This is a genomic window from Mumia sp. zg.B21, from assembly GCF_019550855.1.
GTDB lineage: Bacteria > Actinomycetota > Actinomycetes > Propionibacteriales > Nocardioidaceae > Mumia.
In genome coordinates this window covers 1537094-1552150 of record NZ_JAHWCJ010000001.1, presented here as the reverse complement: position 1 = coordinate 1552150, position 15057 = coordinate 1537094, and the positions used below count along the sequence as shown (strand labels likewise).

The 15057-nt window shown below is 71.0% G+C and carries 9 protein-coding genes; 4 read left to right on the top strand and 5 right to left on the bottom strand.

Annotated elements, in window-relative coordinates; all coding sequences use genetic code 11:
* Positions 1 to 26: 26 nt before the first annotated feature.
* The 4 genes from KV100_RS07525 to KV100_RS07510 are packed head-to-tail and all read right to left on the bottom strand — an operon-like array spanning position 27 to position 6031.
* The gene (locus KV100_RS07525) at positions 27 to 1406 is read right to left on the bottom strand and encodes a bifunctional dTDP-4-dehydrorhamnose 3,5-epimerase family protein/NAD(P)-dependent oxidoreductase (RefSeq protein WP_220342222.1); all 1380 of its coding nucleotides are present in this window, start codon (positions 1404 to 1406) and stop codon (positions 27 to 29) included.
* Positions 1403 to 2401, bottom strand: coding sequence for a dTDP-glucose 4,6-dehydratase (gene rfbB / locus KV100_RS07520; RefSeq protein WP_220342221.1), 999 nt, complete (start codon positions 2399 to 2401; stop codon positions 1403 to 1405). The genes KV100_RS07525 and rfbB overlap by 4 nt, the downstream gene beginning before the upstream one ends.
* A gap of 9 nt (positions 2402 to 2410) precedes the next feature.
* A complete protein-coding gene (locus KV100_RS07515; RefSeq protein WP_220342220.1) occupies positions 2411 to 4210 on the bottom strand; it encodes a glycosyltransferase in 1800 nt (599 codons plus the stop codon).
* A 51-nt stretch (positions 4211 to 4261) separates the two neighbouring features.
* Positions 4262 to 6031 (bottom strand): DUF563 domain-containing protein, encoded by a 1770-nt coding sequence (locus tag KV100_RS07510; protein WP_220342219.1) that lies wholly within the window; start codon positions 6029 to 6031, stop codon positions 4262 to 4264.
* Between the two features lie 70 nt (positions 6032 to 6101).
* Here KV100_RS07510 and rfbA point away from each other — a divergent pair, with 70 nt between their 5' ends.
* From rfbA to KV100_RS07490, 4 genes are all read left to right on the top strand, one after another.
* A complete protein-coding gene (rfbA, locus tag KV100_RS07505) occupies positions 6102 to 6965 on the top strand; it encodes a glucose-1-phosphate thymidylyltransferase RfbA (protein ID WP_220342218.1) in 864 nt (287 codons plus the stop codon).
* A gap of 37 nt (positions 6966 to 7002) precedes the next feature.
* Positions 7003 to 7221, top strand: a complete 219-nt coding sequence (locus KV100_RS07500; RefSeq protein ID WP_220342217.1) for a hypothetical protein — start codon at positions 7003 to 7005, stop codon at positions 7219 to 7221.
* Complete coding sequence (locus KV100_RS20105) at positions 7197 to 9566, top strand: CDP-glycerol glycerophosphotransferase family protein (RefSeq protein WP_220342216.1); 2370 nt, start codon at positions 7197 to 7199, stop codon at positions 9564 to 9566. The genes KV100_RS07500 and KV100_RS20105 overlap by 25 nt, the downstream gene beginning before the upstream one ends.
* Positions 9567 to 9627: 61 nt before the next feature.
* Positions 9628 to 11766, top strand: a complete 2139-nt coding sequence (locus tag KV100_RS07490) for an acyltransferase family protein (protein WP_220342215.1) — start codon at positions 9628 to 9630, stop codon at positions 11764 to 11766.
* An 80-nt stretch (positions 11767 to 11846) separates the two neighbouring features.
* On the opposite strand, the gene KV100_RS07485 is transcribed toward KV100_RS07490, so the two are convergent.
* Positions 11847 to 14960, bottom strand: a complete 3114-nt coding sequence (locus KV100_RS07485) for a CDP-glycerol glycerophosphotransferase family protein (RefSeq protein ID WP_220342214.1) — start codon at positions 14958 to 14960, stop codon at positions 11847 to 11849.
* Between the last annotated feature and the right edge of the window lie 97 nt (positions 14961 to 15057).

Here is a 15057-nt window from a genome sequence, read left to right as displayed (position 1 = left end):
AGGGGCCGAGATCGGCGACGTCGCGGTCATACGACGTAGGAGTCGAGTGAGGCCGTCACCGGCATGGGCACGAACCCCGCGCCCTCGATCTTGGCGAGGTCGAGCACCGAGTGCTTCGGACGGGGAGCGAGGTCCTTGTCCGCGCCGTACGCTCCCGTGGAGGTCGGCGTGACGTCGCCGGGGTCGCGTCCGCAACGCGCGAAGACCTCGCGGGCGACGTCGTACCAGGACATCGGAGCGCCGCTGCCGCTCAGGTTGTAGGTCCCATACGTCGGGCGCGTGCGCAGCAGGTGGACGATGCCGCGGGCGAGGTCGTCGGTGAAGGTGAGTCGGCCGACCTGGTCGTCGACGACGGACGGGCTGACTCCGTCCTTGGCCAGGCGCGCCATCGTACGGACGAAGTTGCCGCCGTCGCCGATCACCCAGCTGGTACGGACGACATAGTGGCGGTCGACGGTGGCGACCACCGCGTCGCCCGCCGCCTTGGTCTGTCCGTAGACGCCCAGCGGGGAGAAGGGCTCCTCCTCGTCGTGGCTCTCCTGGGTGCCGTCGAAGACGTAGTCGCTGGAGATGTGGACCACCGTGAGCCGGTGGCGCCGCGCAACTCGCGCGAGGTGGGTCAACGCGGTCACGTTGGCGGCCCATGCGGCCCTGCGACCATCGCCGCTCTCGGCGGCGTCGACCGCGGTGTAGGCCGCGGCGTTGACGACCGTGTCGTACCGCGCCCAGTCGACTGCCGTGTACGCGGCGGGATCGGTCGTGTCGAACGTGTCAAGGTCGACGGCGTCCGCGTCGGGAAGCGCCGCTCGCAGCGCGCGACCCAGCTGGCCGTACCCGCCGAGGATCAGCGCGCGACGCGGCTCCATCGGCGTGACGTCGTCCAAGAGCGGGTTGGCACGGTCCTTTTCGGAGACCTCCGCGTCGATGATCGGGATGGGCCAGTCGATGTCCAGTGCGGGGTCGTCGAGGGCCACTGCTGTGTAAACGACGTCAGGTCGCCAGTGCTCGTTGACGAGGTAGGCGTACGACGTGCCATCCTCGAGCGCTTGGTATGAGTTGCCGACGCCACGGGGAACGTAGATCGCGAGGGTCGGGTCGAGGTCGAGGGTGATGCTGGTCCCGAAGCCGGGCCCGGGACGCAGGTCCACCCACGCGCCGAACGCGCGCCCGGTCGCCAACGAGACCAGCTTGTCCCATGGTTCGGCGTGGATGCCACGCGTGGCACCGGCATGGGCGTTGAACGAGACGTTCTGCTGTACGGGGCCGAAGTCAGGCAGCCCGATGGCGAGCATCCTTTCGCGCTGCCAGCTCTCCTTGAACCACCCGCGGCTGTCGCCGTGCAGAGGAAGGTCGAGGACGAGGAGACCGTCGATGGCGGTTGCTCGGACCGTGAGGTCGGTCGTCACTGACCCGCCTCCGCGTACTGTGCCTCGACGGCCTCCTTCTTGGGACGCCACCAGGTCTCGTTGTCGCGGTACCAGTCGATCGTCGCCGCCAGCCCTGACCGAAAGTCGGTGAACTGCGGCGCCCACCCCAGCTCGGTGCGCAGCTTGGTCGAGTCGATCGCATAGCGCATGTCGTGACCCGGACGGTCCGTGACGAGGTCGTACGCGTCGGTCGGGAGCCCCATGATGTCCAGGATGGTCTCGACGACCTCGCGGTTGTTCTTCTCGCCGTCGGCGCCGATCAGGTAGGTCTCGCCGATCCGGCCGCGCTCGAGGATCGTCCGGACCGCGCTCGAGTGGTCGGCGGCGTGGATCCAGTCGCGGACGTTGGCGCCCTGACCGTAGAGCCGAGGCCGCCGGCCGTCGAGGACGTTCGTGATCTGGCGCGGGATGAACTTCTCGATGTGCTGGAACGGTCCGTAGTTGTTGGAGCAGTTGCTGATCGTCGCCTCGACGCCGAACGAGCGGACCCAGGCGCGCACCAGGAGGTCGGAGCCGGCCTTGGTCGACGAGTAGGGGCTCGACGGGTTGTACGGCGTCGTCTCCGTGAAGCGGGCCGGATCGTCGAGCTCGAGGTCGCCGTAGACCTCGTCGGTGGAGACGTGGTGGAACCGCGTGCTGTGGCGACGGACCGCCTCGAGGAGCGTGAAGGTGCCGACGAGGTTCGTGCGCACGAACGGGCTCGGGTCGTCCAGCGAGTTGTCGTTGTGGGACTCGGCAGCGAAGTGGACGACCGCGTCGTGGCCGGCGACGAGCGGGTCGACCGTGTCGGCGTCCGCGATGTCACCGACCACGAGTGAGACCCGGTCCGCAGGCAGCATGTCGATCGACTCGCGGCTCGCGGCGTACGTCAGTGCGTCGAGGACGGTCACCGAGTGGTCGGTGTTTTCTACCAGGTGGTGGACGAAGTTGGACCCGATGAACCCGGCGCCGCCGGTGACGAGGATCGTGGACACCCGAGCAGTCTAGTCAGGCCGGTCGTCGCTGCGACCGAGTCGAAGTCGTCCGTCCCGGACAGGGCTGACGACCTCGATCGGCGACTGCCAGGCCGCGTTGCGCCAGACGACCATCACCCGCGAACGCACCGGCTGGTCCCCGAGCGTGGACGCGACGCGGGCGTCGTCCACGCGGGCCGCCAGTCGTGCGCGTCCGCGCCAGGACCCGAGCGCCACCGGTCGCACGGAGACGGGGAACGAGATCACGTCGCCGGTCTCCTCGCCGATCACGTCGAGCGAGACCGTGAGCTCGTGCGGATCGAGCCTGCGCCGGCCCGCCCGCAGCAGCAGGTGGCCGGAGAAGGAGCCGTCGCGCAGCCCCGTACGGTGCAGAGCCGCCGCCGTCAGGTGCACGCGACGTGCGTCCTGCGCCTTGACCGTCCGGAAGACCCCGGCCCAGTCCTCGGCGAACCTCTGCGGTGTGTGCTCGGCGGCCTTGGCGAACGCCGCTCGGCTCATCGCCGAGGAGCGGTCGCGGTCGGACGTGAGCGCGAGGATCCGGTCGGCGAACGCCGCGACGTCACTGTCGGCGACGAGGAAGCCGTCCACCCCGTCGTCGATCTGCTCACGGGGTCCGAACTTGATGTCGTAGCTGATCACCGGACACCCCCGGCTCATCGCCTCGAGGGTGGCGAGGGGATAACCCTCGTGCCGGCTGGTCACCAAGAACGCCCCGGCCGTCAGCGTGCGGTCACGCGCGCCCGGGTCGTACCCGTGGAAGGTGACGGCGTGGGCGATGCCGAGGTCATGGGCCTGCTTCTCCAGCCGGTGACGGCCGGCGCCGTCGCCGTAGACGTCGAGCCTCAGGTCGGGATCGGTCCGCAGCGCGAGCGAGACGGCCTTGAGAGCGTGCCCCACGCGCTTCTGCGCCTCCAGACGACCGACGACGACGAGGCGCTTGGGGTCTCTCGGGGGCAGCGGGTCGGGCAGCGTCGGGGGAGCGACCGGGTTGGGGACGACGAAGAGGTTGTCGGTGCGCCCGCAGCGCAAGGCGATCTCGTCTCGTTGCCGCTCGGTGAGGAGGACGAGGCCGTCCAGGTCGGCCAGGCGCTCCAGCGCCGGGGCGTACGGGCCCTTCAGCGATCCGTCCCAGCGGCCCTCCCGCTCGACGTGCGGGTTGTGGAACGCCGCGACCAGGTGCATCCGTGGCGAGGGAAGACCGAAAAGCATGGGGAGCAGGCGCCGTGAGTCGGTGATGACGAAGCCGTCCCCGTCGCCGACGAGTCTCCTCAGCCACCACCGCACGAACGGACCCCGGTAGGAGAAGCGGCGGACGGCACGACCGTCGTGGTCCACGAGCTCGATCGTGGTGCCGGCGTAGGAGGACCAGCGAAGGAAGAGCGAACCGTCGGAGCGAAGGTGGTCCACCACAGCCGGCTCAGCGGTCGCCGGGTCGTCCGGCCGGCGCCAGACCTGCTGGTACGGCGTGCCGTCGGCACGGGTCTCCTCGGTCATCACCAGGCCCTTCGGCGGTGCCGTCGGGCTGCCGCTGCCGGACCCGAACGTCGCCGGGTCGCGGTCACGGAGGTCGGTGAAGATGTTGACGACCTCGACCGCCGGCGAGAGCGAACCGCGGGCGACGAGCTGGTCCCGGAAGTCGTCCTGCTCCGGGACGTCGGCGATGGTGGCGATGACGCTGCGGGCACCGGCGTCGGCCAGCGCACTGGCACGCATGAGCAGGACGGCGGTGCGTCCGCCCTTGTCGGGGCGGACGGCGCTCGCGACGGAGACGTACGTGCCGTCGGGCAGGCTCAGGGGGTTGGCGCGCACGAGGGTCAGGCTACCGGGGGCTCTCCGCGGCTGACGACGCGCTGCGGACGCTCAGTGCGCCAGCTGCCGGAGGGCCCGGGCATGACGGCGCAGGTCGAAGGAGAAGTCGTCGGCGAACACCGTCTTGCGCTTGCGCGGGTCCGGGGGTCTCCTCTCGGTCCGACCCCAGAAGTAGTGCAGGTCGTTGCCGTTCACGGCGGCGATCAGGGCCTCGTTCTGAGCGACGTAGCCGTCCCCGGAGATGATCACGACACGCGCCTGCGGCGCGTGCATCATCGTGAAGAGTCCACTTCCGCCGTACCCGGCGATGATCCGCGCCTGTTGGAACAGCCGCACCTGCTCCCCGTACGAGTAGTGCTCCGGGCGGACGACCGCGAAGCCGCGCCGCCGGAAGAACCGTTCGACCCGCGGGCCCTGCAGGCACGCGCGCCGGCCGCCTCGGGAGATGAACACCTTCTCCGCCGCGACCGGGGAGACGACCTCCCCGAGACCGTCGGCGATGCGCCGCCAGGTGTCCCCGAGGGCGAGGTCGGCGTAGCGCGGGTTCTCGAACTGCGGATCGGCGGCGAGCAGCAGAGGCACCTCGAGGGCCTCGTCGCCGGACTGGACGACGAGGGAGTCGGGGTCGATCCCGAACCCCGCCAGGATCTCGCGGGCGAACGCCGGGACGTCGGTCTGGCCGGGCCGCAGGCTCATCAGCGGACGGAGCTCGGGGTGCCTGGCGCGGGCCTCGTCCCAGGCCCACAACCGGGAGACCACCTCGGTGGTCACGTGGCCGAAGTGCCCCGCGAACTCGCTGTCGAGGTAGAACAGCGGTCCGCCGTCCCAGCGTCGCCGCAGGGCGGGTCGCCAGCGCGGGCGCATGTACGTCAGACGGTCTCCGGACCGGATCAGCCCGTGGTGACCGAGGTGGGCCGCCTGCTGGTGCCGGAAGGTGTCGGGCAGCCAGAAGTCCCCGTACGAGACGAGCTGACGAGGGTAGGTCACGACGTCGGCGTACGCGCGCAGCTGACGCGTGGGGACCGTCAGCTCGCCCTCGAGCACCGCAGGCCCCTCGCCCACGGAGGTGATGCTCGCCCGCGAGGTGAACGTGTACCGGTCGTGGGTGAGGAGGGTCTCCACCGGACTGTCGTCGCCGTAGCGCGCCGTCAGCAGCGGCTCGGTCTCGGCCGTCCGGAGCATCCGGAGCAAGGGCTCGCTCTTGGTCAGCAACGCCAGGTCCCGGTGGTACGTGACCGCGGCGAGCGTCCGCGCGACGGTGTCTTGCCAGGTCGCCCACCCACGTTTGGGCAGCCGTCGCTCGACGCGTGCGACCACGTCCTCGATCACCGCACGGACCGACGGGCCCGCGTCGGACTCGGACCGGTCCCCGGGGGCCCGGTCGATACCCTCCACCGCGTAGATGCCACCGGCCCGCACGTAGCCGTGCATCTGACGCAGTGCGGCGATCTTGGAAGCGGTCTCCGAGACGAACGCCTCGACGAGCAGGTCGGGTCGCGGGAGCACAGCCTGAAGGTCGCGCCGTTCGCGGGGGCCGGTGAACGCATGGACGTGGACGTTCGCCGGCCGATCCTGACCTGTCGCGACGCCGACGACCTCGCCTGCGCTGCGTGGGTGGAGCACGTGCACCTCCGCCTCCGGCCAACGCTCGCCGAACGTGCAGGCGGTGGTGAGGGCGCCGTCAGCGAGCACGAGCACGATCACCGAGGGAGTCCCCGCCCGAGTGAGCGCCGCCTCGTACGCGGTCAGGTAGTCGTGGCCGTCCGACGACTGGCGCGCCCCCCGCCGCCGGCCGATCTCGTCGAGCGCGTCGCCGGTCATGGGGTCATCGTGCCCGAAAATGTCGGCGATGACGGGGTGCTTGAGCGACGACGCGCCCTACGATGTCCGCATGCGAGGCATCATCCTGGCCGGGGGAACCGGATCGCGACTCCATCCGATCACCCTGGGCACGAGCAAGCAGCTCGTCCCCGTCTACGACAAGCCGATGATCTTCTATCCGCTGTCGACCCTCATCCTCGCGGGGATCCGGGACATCCTCGTGATCACGACACCGGACGAGGCGCCGCAGTTCCACCGCTTGCTGGGCGACGGCTCACGCTTCGGTGTGGCGCTGTCGTACGCGGTGCAGCCGCGGCCGGAAGGGCTCGCGCAGGCGTTCGTCTTGGGGGCCGACCACGTCGGTGACGATCGGGTCGGCCTCGTGCTCGGTGACAACATTTTCTACGGCGCCGGTCTCGGGACCCAGCTGGGACGGTTCCACGACCTCGACGGTGCTGCCGTCTTCGGTTACCAGGTGAGCGACCCGAGTGCCTACGGCGTGGTCGAGTTCGACGCGGACGGACGCGCGGTCTCGCTGGAGGAGAAGCCGGCGACGCCCAAGAGCAACTACGCCGTCCCCGGGCTCTACTTCTACGACAACGACGTGGTCGAGTACGCCGCGAGTCTGCGACCCTCCGACCGGGGGGAGCTGGAGATCACCGACCTCAACCGCATCTACCTCGAGCAGGGACGTCTGCAGGTGGAGGTCCTGCCGCGCGGCACCGCCTGGCTCGACACGGGCACCTTCGACTCGCTCAACGACGCCAGCAACTACGTCCGCACGATCGAGAGCCGCCAGGGCCTCAAGGTCGGCTGCCCCGAGGAGGTCGCCTGGCGGATGGGGTTCCTCGACGGCGATGAGCTGCGAGAGCGGGCCGAGCCGCTGGTCAAGAGCGGCTACGGCGCCTACCTGCTGGGACTGCTGGAGTCCTGATCCCTTCTCCCGGGTGGTCGTCGCCTACTATCAGCGCGTGAGATCGACCCCTCGTCCTCCGTCGGACTCGGCACTCTCCCTGGCCACCGAGACGATGAACCACGACTATCTCTACGACCTCGTCGGCCTGAAGGGCGGTCGCTACCGAGGTCTCCAAGGCAGGGGCGTCGAGACGTCGCCGACCATCGGGTCCGACTTCGAGGCCGACGTCCCGCACCTGCGGGACCTCGCGTGGCTGCACGGGGACACTCCCTGAGCGCCGTCGGGCGCGTGCTCGCCTGGGGGGTGCGGGTCCTGGGGCGTCCGAGCGGGTTTGCTGCTCCGACCGACCAGGACGCGGTGGTGATCCTGTCCGACCTCCGGTGGGTGCGGCCTGCGACCGTCCGCCTCGCAGGGTGGGCCTACATGCCCGGAGGCGACTCCCTCACGGTGAGCGCCGTCGAGGTGCTCGACCCGCGAGGTCGGCGCCTGGCACGAGGGTCGGCTCTGCCGCTGGCCGACCCCGATGCGGACGTCAGCCCGGGTGACGAGGCCGGGACCCGTGCTGACACCGGGTTTACGGCCGAGGTCGACGTGAGCGGTCTCCTGGATCACCCCGAGGGATTCCGGGCCGATGTCTGCGTCGTCGTGGACGACGCCGAGCGCCCCTTCCGCTGGACCGGTCGCCGCGCCCGGTCGTGGGCACGGCGACCACGTGCATCGGGAGCGCTCGGAGACAGCCTCGTTCGAGCGGTCTGGTCCGACGAGCGAGGGTTGCGGCTGAAGGTCGAGCGTGCTGAGGCGCGCCTCGAAGAGGCGACAGGGATGAGCGCCGGGGTCCGGCTGTCGGTGCACGGGAAAGGTCTCACCGGGCTCGCTCTCGTCGAGCGCAACGGCGGCGCCGACCGTCTGCTCGCTGCCGAGCGGGTCTCGCGGCACGTGCTCGTCGCCGAGGTCGAGCGCGGTGGTCCGGTGGGCGACGGAGACCTGGTCGCCGCGGGTCGCGGTGGTCGTCGCCTCGCGGTCGCGTGGAGCGCCGCACTGGGCGCCGGGCCGCTGCCGCCGGAGCTGATAGTCCGACCATCCGGCCGCGTCGCGATCTCGACGGCGCCGGCTCTCGTGGTCGACAGCGTCGTGGCCGGTGATCGAGGCATCCTGCTCGAGGGAGACGCGGTCAGTGTCGGCCCCGAGCTTGGGCTGGAGCTGGGCAGCGCGACCAGGACGCTCCCGGGCGAGGTGACGGTCAAGGGCGGACGGTTCGAGGCTCTGCTGCCGTACGAGACCGCCGAGTGGTCCGGTCCGAGACCGTGGCCCGCGGACCGTTTCGACGTGCGGGTGACGGAGCGCCCACGTGGTCGCTCGGTCCTCGTCCGACTGGCCCCCGAGGGCGAACGCATGCTCCCGTTGTGCGTGGTCGCGCCGGGGGCCCGCCTCCGTGCGACGGTCTCGGCCTCGGGCCGGATCGTGGTGGAGAGCGAGCCGGACCTCCGCACGGACGAGCGCGGCCCTTTCCGGCAGCGGCTCCTCACGCAGCACTACCTGGCCTCGTCGGCATCGCCGCGCCGCGCTGCCTACTTCGAGTGCTACTACGGCGCGAGCACCACCGACAGCGGTCGCGCAATCTTCGACGAGCTGGTCCGGCGAGAGAGCGACCTCGACCTCGTCTGGGGAGTGGCAGACCGGTCCGTCCCGGTCGCTCCGGGTGGGCGCGGGGTCGTCATGGGGTCGCGGGAGTGGTGGGACGTCCTCGCCCGGGCGTCGTACCTGACTTTCAACGCCGGGCTTCCTCCCGCGGTCGTCCGCCGCCCTGGCCAGGTGATCGTGCAGACGTGGCACGGCACGCCGTTGAAGCTGCTCGGGGCCGACAGAGCGGCGGTCCGTGAGGGCGCGCCGGGCTGGGACGACTGGACGCGCCGATCAGTGGGGCGCTGGGACGCCCTGCTGGCTCCCAACCCGTACAGCGCGGAGATCTTCCCGCGGGCGTGGGGCTACAAGGGCGACATCGTCCAGCTCGGCTACCCGCGCAACGATGCGCTCGCCGGCGTCGACGACGATCGGGCCACGGACGTCCGACGTCGCCTGCGTATCCCCGACGACCACATGGTCGCCCTCTACGCGCCGACGTGGCGCGACGGGGACCGGGTCATGCCGCGGCTCCTCGACCTGGAGGCGGTCGTCCGGGGGATGGGAGACGGCTTCACCCTCCTCGTGCGCGGGCACATGAACATCAGGGGGTGGGAGTCGGCCGTCGCCGGCCCCGCCGTCCGGGACGTGACGACCTACCCGGAGATCAACGACCTCTATCGCGTGGCCGACGTGGCGATCACCGACTACTCGTCGATCATGTTCGACTACTCGGTCACGCGGAAGCCGCTCGTGTTCTTCGTCCCCGACCTCGACGACTACCGGGGCCGGCGGCGTGGTCTCTACTTCGACCTCGAGGAGACCGCGCCCGGACCGGTCCTCCGTGAGACGGCCGCGGTCGTCGACGCCCTCCGAGAGCTCGATGGTCACCGTGACCGCTACGCGCGTCGCTACGCGGACTGGGTCGCCACGTACAATCCTCTCGACGACGGGCACGCGGCCGCCCGTGTCGTCGACGCCTTGTACGGCGGAGGATGACCTCCCCCTATCATGGGCGAGCCCGCCGAGCCCCCCGACGAGACTCCGAGGAACGAACGACGTGAGCAGCCGGTCGCTGGTCGAGTCCTCGAGTCGATCGCACGACGAGCGTGCCGTGCCGGGGACGCGGACCGACATCCAGGCGCTGCGCGCCGTCGCGGTGACCCTCGTCCTCGTCTACCACCTCTGGCCGAACCGTCTGACCGGCGGCTTCACCGGCGTGGACGTCTTCTTCGTCATCTCCGGCTTCCTCATCACCTCCCACCTGCTCGGCAAGCCGCCGAGGGGCGGGCGCGACCTCGCGCAGTTCTGGTCGCGGCGGATCCGGCGGCTGCTGCCCGCGTCCCTCCTCGTCCTCGCCGTCACCCTGGTCGGCTCGCGCCTGTTCGCGCCGGAGACGCAGTGGGAGGCCACGGCCAAGCAGAGCGGAGCCGCCGCTCTCTACGTCGTCAACTGGCTGCTGGCCGCCGACGCCGTGGACTATCTCGCGGCAGAGAACTTGCCGTCACCCGTGCAGCACTTCTGGTCGCTGTCGGTCGAAGAGCAGTTCTACCTCGTGTGGCCGCTGCTCATCCTCGTCCTGGTCGCGGTCGCGACGAGCCTCCGTCGGTCCCCCGCCGTCGTGGTCGGGGTCGGCCTGGGCGCGGTGGTGGCCGCATCGTTCGCCTACTCGGTCCACGAGACCGTCACCGAGCCCGCGCGGGCCTACTTCGTGACGCCGACCCGCGTGTGGGAGCTCGGGGTCGGCGCCCTCCTCGCGGTGCTCGTGGGCAAGCACGGCTTCGGCCGCGGCCGTGACGTCGAAGCGGTCGCGTGGCCGCCCATGGCGCGCGTCGCCCTGGCGTGGGTCGGGCTGGGCGCGATCGTGTGGACCGGCCTCGTCTACGACGGCGCCACACCGTTCCCGGGCTGGCAGGCTGCGGTGCCGGTGCTCGGCACAGCGGCGGTGATCGCGGCGAACGCTCCTACGGCACCCGCATCGCCCGCTCAGCTCATGGCAGCGCGGCCGGTCCAGTGGCTCGGTGACGTCTCCTACTCCGTGTACCTCTGGCACTGGCCCCTGATCGTCCTGCTGCCGTACGCGACCGGCTCGAGCCTCGGCCTGCTCGACAAGCTCGCTGTCCTCGCGGCGTCCCTCCTGCTCGCAGCGCTGACAAAGCGGTACGTCGAGGACCGCTTCCGGGCGCCCGAGTGGGGCCGCCCGCTCAGGAAGCCGTACCTACTCGGTCTGGCGGGCATGGCCGTCGTGGTGGCCCTCGCTGCGGCGCAGCTGGCGGAGGTCGACCGGCTGGAGGCGGGTGCACGCGATGACCTCGCCGCTGCGATCGCCGCTGACGACCCGTGCTTCGGGGCTGCAGCGCTGGTCCCCGGGGCCGGCTGTGCTCGGACCACCTCGGGGCCGGTCGTGCCCGCCCCGGCGCAGGCGCTGAACGACAAGTCCGACGCCTACGCAGACGTCTCCGGGGGCAAGGACTGCTGGTCGAACGCGCCGCGGTTCCCGGTGACCGTGTGCGAGTTCGGTGATCCGGACAGCGAGACGTCGGTCGCGCTCGCCGGCAACTCGCACGCCGGCCAGTGGCTCCCGGCGCTCGAGGAGATCGCGGAGACCCGCGGCTGGCGAATCACGACCTACCTGGCCTCCCGCTGCGCGCTCGCGACGGCGGACCAGGAGTTCGACGCGGCCGACAAGACCGACCGCTGTGCGGCGTGGGGGCGTCGAGTGACGCGAGAGCTGGTCTCCGGCGACTTCGATCTCGTCGTCTACACCAACCGCATCTCGGTGCCGGCGGTCGGCAAGGACGTCGCCGGAAGCCACGGCGACTACCGACGCGGCTACGAGAGTGTGCTCTCGACCATCCGTGAAGCGCGGGTCCCGGTCGCGGTCATCCGAGACACCCCGGCCCCCGGCACGATCGTCCCTGACTGCGTGGCCGACAACGAGGCGGACCTCACCCGGTGCTCGGGACCTCGCAGCAGGTGGGAGCCCGACGAGCCGGTCGTCGATGCCGTCCGCAGTCTCGACGACCGCGGTATCGTCCTGGCCGACCTGAACGACCTGATCTGTCGTCCGGACGTGTGCGACGCCGTGGTCGGGGGCGTGGTCGTCTACTTCGACGGGTCGCACCTTACCGCGACCTACGCGCGGACCCTCGCACCTGCGCTCGAACGCCCGCTGTCGAGGGCGCTCAGACGGTGGTGACCCCGGTCGTGTCCCCGACGATCGCCCAGACCTCGGTTCCGCTTCCGGCGTAGACCTGGCGCCGCGGCGGGCGCCGCGGTCTAGTGCTCGCGGAGCAGGGCGGCTGCAGCCCGCGCGGCCGCACGCCCGTCGGCGAGCGCGTTGAAGGTCGCGTTGACCCGCTCTACGGCTGCGGCATGGTCGGCCACGAGCCTCGAGGGATCCTTGAGGGCGTCGGCCACTTCGCCGGTGGTCGTGACGACGGGCCCGATAGTGCTCTCGTCCCACGGGAGGAGGGCGGGGTGCGCAGCGGCGTACACCTCGAGGTCGGGCTGGTGGAAGACCACGGGCTTGCCTGTCAGGGCCCACGTGAACCTCAGTGCCGTGTAGTCGAGCACCGCCGCGTCGGCTGCCAGCACAAGCTCGGACTCCTCCGGGTAGTCGGTGACGTCGATCACGCCGGGCAGGCCGTGGACACGGTCGCTCCCACGCGCGACGGCAGGACCTCCGCGGACCAGGACCGTCACCGCCGGCCCGAGCGACGCCTGGAGCCGGCGGAGGTCCAGGAGCCTGCTCAGCCGCCCGGTACGAGCGCTGGTCGCCTCCGCCAGACGGTCGGCGGGAGCGTAGAGGACGACCAAGGAGCTGGGGTTGATGGAGAGCCGATCGAGCACCTGCTTGCGGACGGTGTCGTCGCCGGACACGACGAGATCGGTGGCGGGGTCCCCGACGATGGCCACCTCCCCGTCGTACCGGAGGTCGGTGGCGATCGCGGAGGCGCTCTGTGGTCCTGCTGCGACGACAAGGTCCCACCGGCCGAAACGCTTCATCTCCTCACGGATCTGCTCCTGCGACCATCCGGCGGCGACCCACCGGTCGTGCCCGGTCGACGAGAGCTGGTGCCCGGACGGAACGTACGTCCACCGCCGTCCCGGCGGAGAGAGCAGGCCCTCGACAGGACCGTCGGCGACGACGAACCGCGATCGGTGGAGCTCGTGCGCCCACTCCGCGCTGCCGACCACCACCTGACGGGCACCCTCGGGCACGACGACTGAACGGTCGACCGTGGACCACACGACAGGCATCTCCGGCCGCAGCGCGGCCACCTCGCGGGAGATCGCCGCGGGCGCGCCGCACGCGGCCTGACCCTCTCGGCTATGGAAGAAGATCTGGTCGACGGCCGGTGCGTCGCTGCCGGCGTACCCGTCGACAACGCGGCGTCGTGCCCAGCGGCTGCGCTCGACCGGGGCCAGACCAGACATCACCGTGAGCCGGGCCTGCCCGTTGCGGGCGTAGGTCCAACGCACATTCAGGTCGCCGCTCGTCTGCTCCAACGGCAGCAACGTGCGGAAGTGCTCGCCGGCGCCCAACGTCGTCCCGTCGGGGAGGGCGAGGCGGTAGGACCCACCCGGGAGCGGGCGTCGCGGTCCACCGAACGAGGAGGCGACGAGCGGGACCACGACCTGGTGCCCGTCCTCGATCTCGGTGGGAGGTCGTGTGTCGACGGTGAGTCTGTCGCCGACGAGCCGGAGACCCTCGGCGAGCGGCTCTGCCGGCATGCCCGACACGGTGACGACCAGGGCGGGGCCATCGGCGACTGTGTCGTCCACCACGGCAGTGACGACGACAGGCCCCGACGGGCTCGACGCGGAGTCGGCGGGCTCGACCGCCGTCGACCGCACCACATCGAGCACGAAGCCCGCACGACTGTCCCACGCCGGCGTCGCGCGGTGACCGTTGACGTCGACGGAGGTCAGCGACTGGGCGGCGGCAGAGCCGCCACCCACAGCTCCGGAGAAGCCACCGAGCCGGGTGACCCCGCGGGTCGAGACCTCCGCCTCCAGCCGCCAACGTCCGGCGGCGTCGGACTCCGCGAGCAGTCGCCGGGGGTCGACCACGACGTCGAAGCCGCCGCCGGCATAGCTGGTCTCGGGATCACCGATGATCGCGTCCGCTCGTGGCTCTTGCGCGAGGACCGGCCCGAGGACGACCCGGGCACCGGACTCGTCGTGGCACAGCGAGAGCGTGAGCCGGTGGTCTTCGGTCCCGGGTTCGACGGCGCGCACCACGGCCCACCCGTGCAGGTGGAGTCGCCCACGGTCGTCCCAGCGCGCACGCAGCAACCGCGCGTCCAGGGCGGTCTCGCTGTCCGCGAGCTCGAAGAGCTCGTGGGGCGTGTCGGGGTCGATCAGCCCGACGAAGGTCGGGTCGACCCACACCCGGCCGTCCCGCACGAGAGTCCGGGGCGGCTGCCCGTAGTCGCGCACGTGCTGCTGGACGGCCTCGACGACGTCCCACCTCCCCATCGCTGCGTGCCACCCACGGAGCTTGTGCAGCACCCGGACGGTTCGCCACGCCTGGGGCGTCGCCATCGCGATGTGGCGGCGGTAGGCGTCGGCCAGCACGGCGCGGTAGTCGTCGTCGGCGGCCAGCGCATGCTTGACGTACGGGGGTAGGTCGAGGTCGAGCACCCTGCCGAGCCACGTGGAGAAGACCGTCGTCGAGGCTTCGCGCTCGAGGAGCTCCTGCGCCTCGGCCTTGACTGCGACCCTGTCCCGCAGGTTGTCCAGCCGGTGCTTCTGCTGACCCGTCGAGGTCCGGTTCTCCCGGATCCGCCAGTAGTAGGTGACCCGCTTCAGCACGTCGAACCGCCGGGCTCGGACGTACGCCTTCACCATCGGCACGTGGTCCTCGTACGCGCCGCGGCCGTTCTCGAAGCCTCCGACCTCGGAGACCCAGAACTGACGACGGAAGACGCGGTTGCAGGCGATGACGTCCTGCAGCGCGTCTGGGAAGTCGTCGATCGTGATGCCGAGACGGTCGCGCTCGTGGACGGTGTGCGCCCACGGCGGCGCCGACCGCACGTCATTGCGGACACGCTGCACCTCGCCGACGACGAAGTCCGACCCGGTGCGTCGCAGGGTCTCCACCATCTGCTGGTAGGCAGTCGGGGGCAGCGTGTCGTCGGCGTCGAGAAATGTGAGGAACGTGCCTCTCGCGCGGGAGACGCCCAGGTTGCGCGCGGCGCCCTGGCCCGCGTTGGTCTGACGGACGACGGTCACACGTCGGTCACGCTGAGCGAAGCGCGCCAGGATGTCACCAGAACCATCGGTCGAGCCGTCGTCGACCGCGATCACCTCGATCCGCTGCAGCGCTTGCGAGAGGACGCTCTCCAGGCACTCCTCGAGGTACGGCGCGACGTTGTAGACCGGCACGACCACGCTCAGCAGCGGCCTCCGGAGGGAAGACTGGTCCCACCGCCGCCGAGCCGCGCCAAAAGCGCGGCGCGCGGAGGTCTCGGCGCGGGAGGTC